The sequence below is a fragment of the Campylobacter felis genome, from assembly GCF_030250085.1.
GTDB classification, from domain to species: domain Bacteria; phylum Campylobacterota; class Campylobacteria; order Campylobacterales; family Campylobacteraceae; genus Campylobacter_D; species Campylobacter_D upsaliensis.
In genome coordinates this window covers 35,003-42,408 of the sequence record NZ_JANURX010000013.1, presented here as the reverse complement: position 1 = coordinate 42,408, position 7,406 = coordinate 35,003, and the positions used below count along the sequence as shown (strand labels likewise).

5 protein-coding genes and 1 pseudogene are annotated in these 7,406 nt (G+C 35.5%); 1 reads left to right on the top strand and 5 read right to left on the bottom strand.

Annotation, left to right across the window (positions count from 1 at the left end):
- The 4 genes from NYG92_RS07365 to radA all read right to left on the bottom strand — a co-directional run.
- Positions 1 to 997, bottom strand: a 997-nt coding sequence (locus NYG92_RS07365; protein ID WP_289233990.1) for a hypothetical protein, incomplete at its 3' end; no start/stop codon positions are given.
- A gap of 148 nt (positions 998 to 1,145) precedes the next feature.
- Positions 1,146 to 2,486 (bottom strand): amidophosphoribosyltransferase, encoded by a 1,341-nt coding sequence (purF, locus tag NYG92_RS07360; RefSeq protein WP_270977790.1) that lies wholly within the window; start codon positions 2,484 to 2,486, stop codon positions 1,146 to 1,148.
- The gene (gene dapB, locus NYG92_RS07355) at positions 2,487 to 3,215 is read right to left on the bottom strand and encodes a 4-hydroxy-tetrahydrodipicolinate reductase (RefSeq protein ID WP_289233989.1); all 729 of its coding nucleotides are present in this window, start codon (positions 3,213 to 3,215) and stop codon (positions 2,487 to 2,489) included.
- A gap of 50 nt (positions 3,216 to 3,265) precedes the next feature.
- On the bottom strand, positions 3,266 to 4,606 hold the full coding sequence (radA, locus tag NYG92_RS07350; RefSeq protein ID WP_270985122.1) for a DNA repair protein RadA: 1,341 nt from the start codon (positions 4,604 to 4,606) through the stop codon (positions 3,266 to 3,268).
- A gap of 242 nt (positions 4,607 to 4,848) precedes the next feature.
- On the opposite strand from radA, the pseudogene NYG92_RS09175 reads away from it, so the two are divergent.
- Positions 4,849 to 5,544: pseudogene (locus tag NYG92_RS09175) on the top strand (carbon-nitrogen hydrolase family protein).
- A gap of 5 nt (positions 5,545 to 5,549) precedes the next feature.
- Here the strand turns inward: NYG92_RS09175 and NYG92_RS07325 are convergent.
- Positions 5,550 to 7,358, bottom strand: coding sequence for a DUF2972 domain-containing protein (locus tag NYG92_RS07325; RefSeq protein ID WP_489752805.1), 1,809 nt, complete (start codon positions 7,356 to 7,358; stop codon positions 5,550 to 5,552).
- Positions 7,359 to 7,406 lie beyond the last annotated feature (48 nt).

Genomic DNA, 7,406 nt, shown 5'->3' with positions numbered 1-7,406 from the left:
TTAAAGTGCTATTAAAAGTTCCAGCATTGCTGATTGTTCCTACTTCGCCTTTTAAATCAAGCGTTCCGCCCATCGTAGAATTTGCATTATTTGAAATGCCTCCTAGTTTGGAGTTTTGTTCTAGGGTAATGTTACTTGTGAAATTTGCGCCGTTTTGATTAACGATAGAGCCACTTACATTACTTGTTCCTGTGATGTTGATATTGCCCGTGCTAGCGTTAGTGCCTGAATTGACGATATTGCCATTTACCGTGCCATTACTCACGCTAATGCTTCCCATAGTGCGGTTATTAGTGATACCTCCATTAATAGTCCCGCTATTGATAGTTAAGGTTTGTATAGTTTTGCTATTAGTGATACCTCCATTAATAGTCCCGCTATTGATAGTTAAGGTTTGTATAGTGCCGTTATTATTTCTAATGCCTTGTTCGATCTTACCTCCTTGTTTGACATTAATAGTATTTATTTTTCCTCCTTGATTATTAATACCGCCATACGCAGACCAGCCTGCAAGGGTGCCATTGATGTTTAAAGTATCGATAGTTACACTAGGATTACGGATATACATAGACATCATGCGTCCTCCTTGTTTGAGATCTATAGTTCCTATCTTAGTACCTCTTTTGAGATGAAACCCTGCAGTTTGTCCGCTAATATCCACTTGATTTATAGTTGCGTTTTGTGTATCAAGCCAAGATTCTATAGAAGCTTTTTCTTGTATATCAAGTTTTTTAATGGTTGTGAAATATAGTCCTAGAGAAGTACCACGATAAGGGTTTGTTGTGATCACATTTATGGAGGAATTTACTATTAGTGTTTTGTTGTGATGTGTATTATTTATAATACTATTACTGTTAGTAATGGTAATAGTTTGGGCATTTAAATCTACTGTAAGTAAGCCTGTGAAAATTAAAGAACTACAAGAAAATAAAGTAAAGCCTTTTAAAGCTGGAGTTACCCCCCCCCCCCCCCCCGCAAGAATAAAATGTTTTTTCATAACTAAATCCTTTCTAAATAAGATGAAAATAATCGTAATTATAAAGAAAAAATAATGAAAAGTAAAGAGAAATTTGAAAAATCGTTTTTTTTTTTTTTGTAAAATATGGAAAAATGGGCTTTTAATTAATTTTATCTCTCTTTATATTTCACTCCTTAATAAAATAATCTCCGTCAAAGCTAATGAGAGAGTAAGCCCTTTCAGTGCCTATACTTTTAACAAGTTCTTCTATGCTTAAAAAGCTCAAAGTGTCCGCACCGCAATACTCCCTCACCTCTTCGCTGCTTTTATTAGCACTAATTAATTCTTCAAAAGTCGGTGTGTCTATGCCGTAAAGGTCTGGGAATTTAATCTCAGGGCAAGCTATGGCAAGGTGAATTTTCTTTGCTCCTGCGGCGCGTAAAAGGGAGATGATTTTCTTTGAGGTCGTTCCACGCACTATACTATCATCAATAACGACTATCTCTTTGCCCTCTAAAACAGGGCGCATAGGGTTGAGTTTTAATTTGACTTTAAGATTACGCAATTCTTGGGTGGGCTCTATAAAGGTGCGTCCTACATAGTGATTTCTCACAATAGCCATTTCAAGCGGAAGTTTTAAAAATTGTGCAAAGCCTATGGCAGCACTCACTCCACTATCTGGCACAGGGACTACAAAATCGGCTTTGTGAGTGAATTTTTTCGCTAAATTCTCGCCCATTTTCTTACGCACTTCATACACGCTTTTTCCCTCGATAATGCTATCAGGTCTTGCAAAATAAATATATTCAAAAGCACAAATTCTAGGCTCTTCTTTGAAAAGCTGCAAGCTTTCAAATTCCTCTTTGCCCTGCGTGAAAACAAGCATTTCTCCGGGTTTAACATCGCGGATAAATTCAGCCTCTATCAAATCAAAAGCACAAGTTTCACTCGCCACGATGTAGCCTCCGTCCTTTAAACGCCCTAAGGAAAGCGGACGCACACCAAAGCGATCTCGCATCACATAAAGCCTATTTCTATCAGCCAAAACAAAGCAATACGCCCCAACGCATTTTGCTAAACTTTCTATAAATCTTTCTTTTAAACTTTCTTTTTTGCTTTTAGCGATTAAATGCACGACATTTTCTGTGTCCATATTAGTGCGGAAAATGGCTCTGTCTTTAATAAGCTCATTTCTAATCTCTTCTTTATTAACCAAATTTCCATTATGTGCTAGGGCTATGTCACCTAGGATACAAGTGGCGGCTATGGGCTGGGCGTCATTAAGGCTTGAATTTCCAGCGGTTGAGTAGCGATTATGCCCTATGGCTAGGCTTCCGTTTAGATTTTTCAAATTTTCCCCATTAAAAATTTGACTCACTTCCCCCTTAGCCTTAATGGTTCTTATTTTCGCCCCATCACTCACGCTTATCCCACTAGCCTCTTGCCCTCTGTGCTGCATAGCAAAAAGTGCGTAATATGCATAAGTGCTAGCATTTGATGAATTAATCACTCCTACAACTGCACACATTTAAATTCCTAAAAAATCATTGATAGAATAAAGCCCCGTTTCTTTTTTACAAAGCCATTTGGCGATTTTAATCGCACCTTTAGCAAAGGTCGCTCTTGAGGTTGCTGTGTGGTTAAGCTCTAAAAATTCCCCCTCTTCATAAAAGCCTATGGTGTGTCTGCCTACTATATCTCCGCCTCTTAGACTCATCACGGCGATTTCATCTTTACTTCGTTCGCCTATTAAACCATCACGACCGCTAATTCTTACCTTAGAAAGTTCCAAATTTCTCGCCTTTGCTACGCTTGTGGCTAGGGTCATCGCCGTGCCACTTGGTGCATCTTTTTTATGACGATGATGCATTTCTAAAATTTCTATATCAAATTCTTTAAGCATAGCACTTGCTTTTGTGGCTAAATGATTTAGCACGGCAACACCTAAGGACATATTTGTCGCATAAAAAATGGGCATTACTTCACTTGCGTTATGAAGAGTTTGCATAATTTTCTCATCAAGTCCTGTCGTGCCTATGACTAAAGGTTTTGGCGTGGTTCTAGCATAAGCGATTAGCTCGCTTGTGCCAAGGGGTGAAGAAAAATCGATAATCACTTCACTTTTTTCAAAAAGCTGGTCTAAATTTCCGCCTTTATCATAAAGCATAGCAAGCTTTGCTTCCGTTTCCTCCCTTAAGCAAAGCTCTATCATACGCCCCATACGCCCATTTGCGCCGTAAATTCCTATTTGAGTCATTTTTTATCCTTACAAAAGAGAGATTTTAGCATTTGTTTTTTTCTATTTTGTTACATCCATTCTAAAACTTGTGAAAGTTCTTTTGCTATAAAGCATTTAAGACCTACATTTTCTAGGGCTTTACTTGGAATGATGGCATTTTTGAAATTTTGCATTTTCGCTTCTTTTAAACGCACATCAAGGCTAAAAACCTCTCTAATCTCGCCATTTAAGCTTAGCTCACCTATGAAAACGCTATCTTTACTTAAAGGGCGGTTTTTAAAGCTTGAAATGATAGCCGCTACGACTGCTAAATCTGCCGCCGTTTCGCTGATTTTCACTCCTCCGCTGACATTGATGAATACATCATAATGCCCTAGAGGGATTTCAAGTTTGCGTTCTAAGAGGGCTAGTAGCATATCAAGGCGGTTTTTTTCGTAGCCTGTGGCACTGCGTTTGGGGTAAGAGCTTTCACATACTAAAGCTTGAATTTCAAGCACAAGGGCGCGTGAGCCCTCCATTACGACACTAAGCGCACTTCCCGCACTTGCTTTTGTGCGAGAGAAAAAGCGACTGGCTAAATCTTTAGCCGAAATCAAGCCTTTAGGACCCATTTCAAAAATCCCCACCTCGCTTGTATTTCCAAAGCGATTTTTAAAGCCCCTTAAAAGCCTAATTTCCTTAGTCGCATCGCCCTCAAAATAAAGCACCACATCAACCATATGCTCCAAAACCCTAGGACCTGCTATGGCGCCGTCTTTTGTGATGTGTCCTATGATGAAAGTGCTGATATTTTTCATTTTGCTTACTTTCATTAATTCAAAAGTTAGCTCTCTAACCTGCGTGATAGAACCTGCGGCGGAGGCTATTTTGGAACTATAAAGTGTTTGTATGGAGTCTATGATGAGAAATTCATAATCTTGTTTATATAACTCCTCTGCGATATTTTCAAAACAAAGCTCGGTTAAAAGAAATAAATTGGGGCTATTTGCTTCGAGTCTATCGGCTCTTAGTTTGATTTGCGTTTTGCTTTCTTCTCCGCTGACATAAAGGACTTTTTTGCCTTTTTGTGCTAAATTTGAGGCGATTTTGAGTAAAAGGGTTGATTTACCTACGCCCGGACTTCCGCCTATTAAGATGAGAGAGCCTTCAACTATACCTCCCCCTAAAACAAGATCAAGCTCCACATCTTCGGTGCTTATGCGTGTGAAATTTTCAAGCTCCACATCTTCGATGCACACTGCCTCACTTGGAGTATTTATTTTTTTAGAAAGTTCTTTTAAGATGGCTACTTGCTCGGCTTTTAATTCGATAAAACTGTCCCAAGCCCCGCACTCAGGGCATTTACCTAGCCATTTACTTTGCTGATTCCCACAGGCTTCACATTCAAAAATGGGTTTATTTTTTGCCATTATTTCACTTTGTAACAGAAATTGTAATTTTATACGCATTTTAACTAAAAAAATTTAAATCAAAATTTGTTAAGAATAAAATAATTCAAATTACAATCTATTAAAATTAGATTAAAGGAGTTGTTATGAGTAAGGTGAAACTTGCTAGCGTTCAATTCTCTCCAGCATCTTTTGAGCGTGAGGCTAATATGGAAAAAGCAGTATTTTGGACTAAAAAGGCTTTAGAATAGGGTGCTAGGATAGTGGTTTTACCAGAGCTTTTTGATAGTGGCTATTGTGTGGAAGATAAAGATTTAGAGCTAGGACTTGATTTAAATCATAGCAAAAGCTCGACCTTAGCCCCTCTAATAAAATTAAGCAAAATTTATAATGCTTAGCAAATAGCATAGAAAAAAGTAAAATAAGCTTTACGATACAGCCTACATACTTTCTAAAAAGGGTGTGCTTGGTAACCGCAAAATTTATCTTTATGATAATGAGAAAAAAAGGTTTAATAAGGGCAAAAAATATCCCATTTTTGAGCTGAAATTTGAAGAATTTAAGGTCAAAGTTGGGCTTGAAATTTGCTATGTTTAGTGAGGGTGCTTTTTTAGCTTTACAAGGCGCACAAATTCTTATTTACCCTGCTGCATTTGGCGTAGCAAGATCTTATGTATGGGACTTGGCAAGTAGGGCAAGGGCTTTGGAGAGCGGATGCTTTGTCGTGGTGGCAAATCGCTGTGGGAGGGATTTTTAAGGTAAAAGATAGCTATATTAAGTTTGCTGGAAGGACGAAAATTATTAATCCCAAAGGTGAGATTATCCAAGAGCTTGGCGAATATGAGGGGATAAGCTGCGTAGAGCTTGATGATGTGAAAGCACAAAGAGAGAATTTGACTTATCTTAAAGATTTAAATTTAAAGCTCTGTCGAAAAATGTATAAAAACTTAAGGAAGTAGCCACGCTACTCCTTAAAATCCTCACACATTTTTTCAAATTCCTTATAATATTTCCAAGAATCCACGATGTCAGGACGATGAGTTTTGATAAATTGAAATTCTCTATCATAAATTTCCTTCAATTTAGTTCTAGTTTTACTGGATTTTTGAAAAACTTTCAAATGATCTTCGGGTTTAATTCTATTTTTGGATTCTATTTCTAATCGCTCTTTAATGGCCATTGAAAATTTCTTAAAATATTCTACAAGTTGTTTGATTTGAAATTTTGTTAAAAATTCCATTTTTTTCTTTTCGTATAATAAAACAATCTCGTTAAAAAAAGCTCCATCTTTTGGATATATTAAAGTTTTAATGTCTGTAAAGATATTTTCATCATAGTTCATATAAATTGTTTGAATTTCAATTGTTAAATTAAATTTATTATCAAATAATATTGTTCGAGGAAAAAAAATATTTAAATCGCCTATTCTTTGTTCTTCAAATAGCTTCGGATTATTTGGAACATCAAAAGAAAATGTTTTGCCGAGATATTTCATAGTTTCAAAAGCCTTATCTTTATGTAAATCTTTTGTTTGTATATAATAAATATTTTTGCAGTTTTTAGCATATTTTATGATGCTACCTTCAAATGCACATGATCTACAATTCATGTTTCTTTCATCTAATCTTGCCCAGGTGTCCTCATTCTTTTCATCTACCATTAATGGTTTATCTGCCCAGCTACTTAAATATAAAAATACATTTAAGGCTTCATATAAGTTGTCATTTATATTAATTGTTTTATTAAATGAATCATTTTTTATTCTATGATTTGAATAAGATGTCCAAATTTCAAATGGATCCCTAACTAAAAATAAATAATCTACATTATGATTCATCAATGCGAGGAGTTTTTTGTATTCTGTGGGCAAACACTGAAATGCTAAAAATTTGTATCCGGAATTTAAAATTAGGCAATTAAAGAAATATATAAAACTTTCTTTGCCATTTTCAGTACATTCAATCCATATTGTTTGGCACAATTTAAAAAAAATACCTAATGCTTTAGAGCCAGTTCCATGTGCGGCCACTAGCACAAATTCATACTTCCTAGGCAAAGGTAAATTTAATTCCCAAGCTAATTCAGCAGAAATAAGCCTATAGTCAAACCCAGCATTTATATAAGCAAGAACTTCCTTACTTAAATTTAACTTTAAAGCTTGTTGTTGTAAATGATCCTTTAAATTTTGCTTGTCACATTTCTCATCATATTTAATTGCTAAAAGCTCATTTAAAATATCAGGATTTAATATGGGAGGATAAGGGTGATTAATATCTTCATATTTTTCTTTAAATTTTTTAGAATTTAACCATTCTTTTACTCTTTTAAAATGTTTTAAAACAAATGGGATATTAATTATTAAAGTTTCTTTAAGAGCTAGATAATCTTTATGATCTTGCATTAAATTTTGAAGATCTGGACAATATTTAAAAAATAAATCCTTATGACTAGCGCAAAATTCAAGTGTTAAAAGTTCAACATTTGGATTTTGAGAAAAAAAAATTTGATAAAATTTAAAATTTTCATAAGCTTTTTTAAAATCTTTATTAAGTCTTAGCAAACCTCCCTTATGCCATTTTTTCAAAGCCTTAATAAAAACTTCTCCAAGCAAATAAGATAAATGAAATTTGCATTTTAAACTTTCTTTATAATCTTCACAATTTTCCAAAGCAGGATAGTGAAGTTGTGGAAAAATTTCGGTGATTTGTTGGTAAATTTTAAGATATTTATGATGAGTTTTTTTGATAAGGTAGAGTTTAAAGAGTAAGGATATTTGGGGGGGGGCGGAGGGGGGGGGGGGCGACCGAGGGGGGGGTCAGGG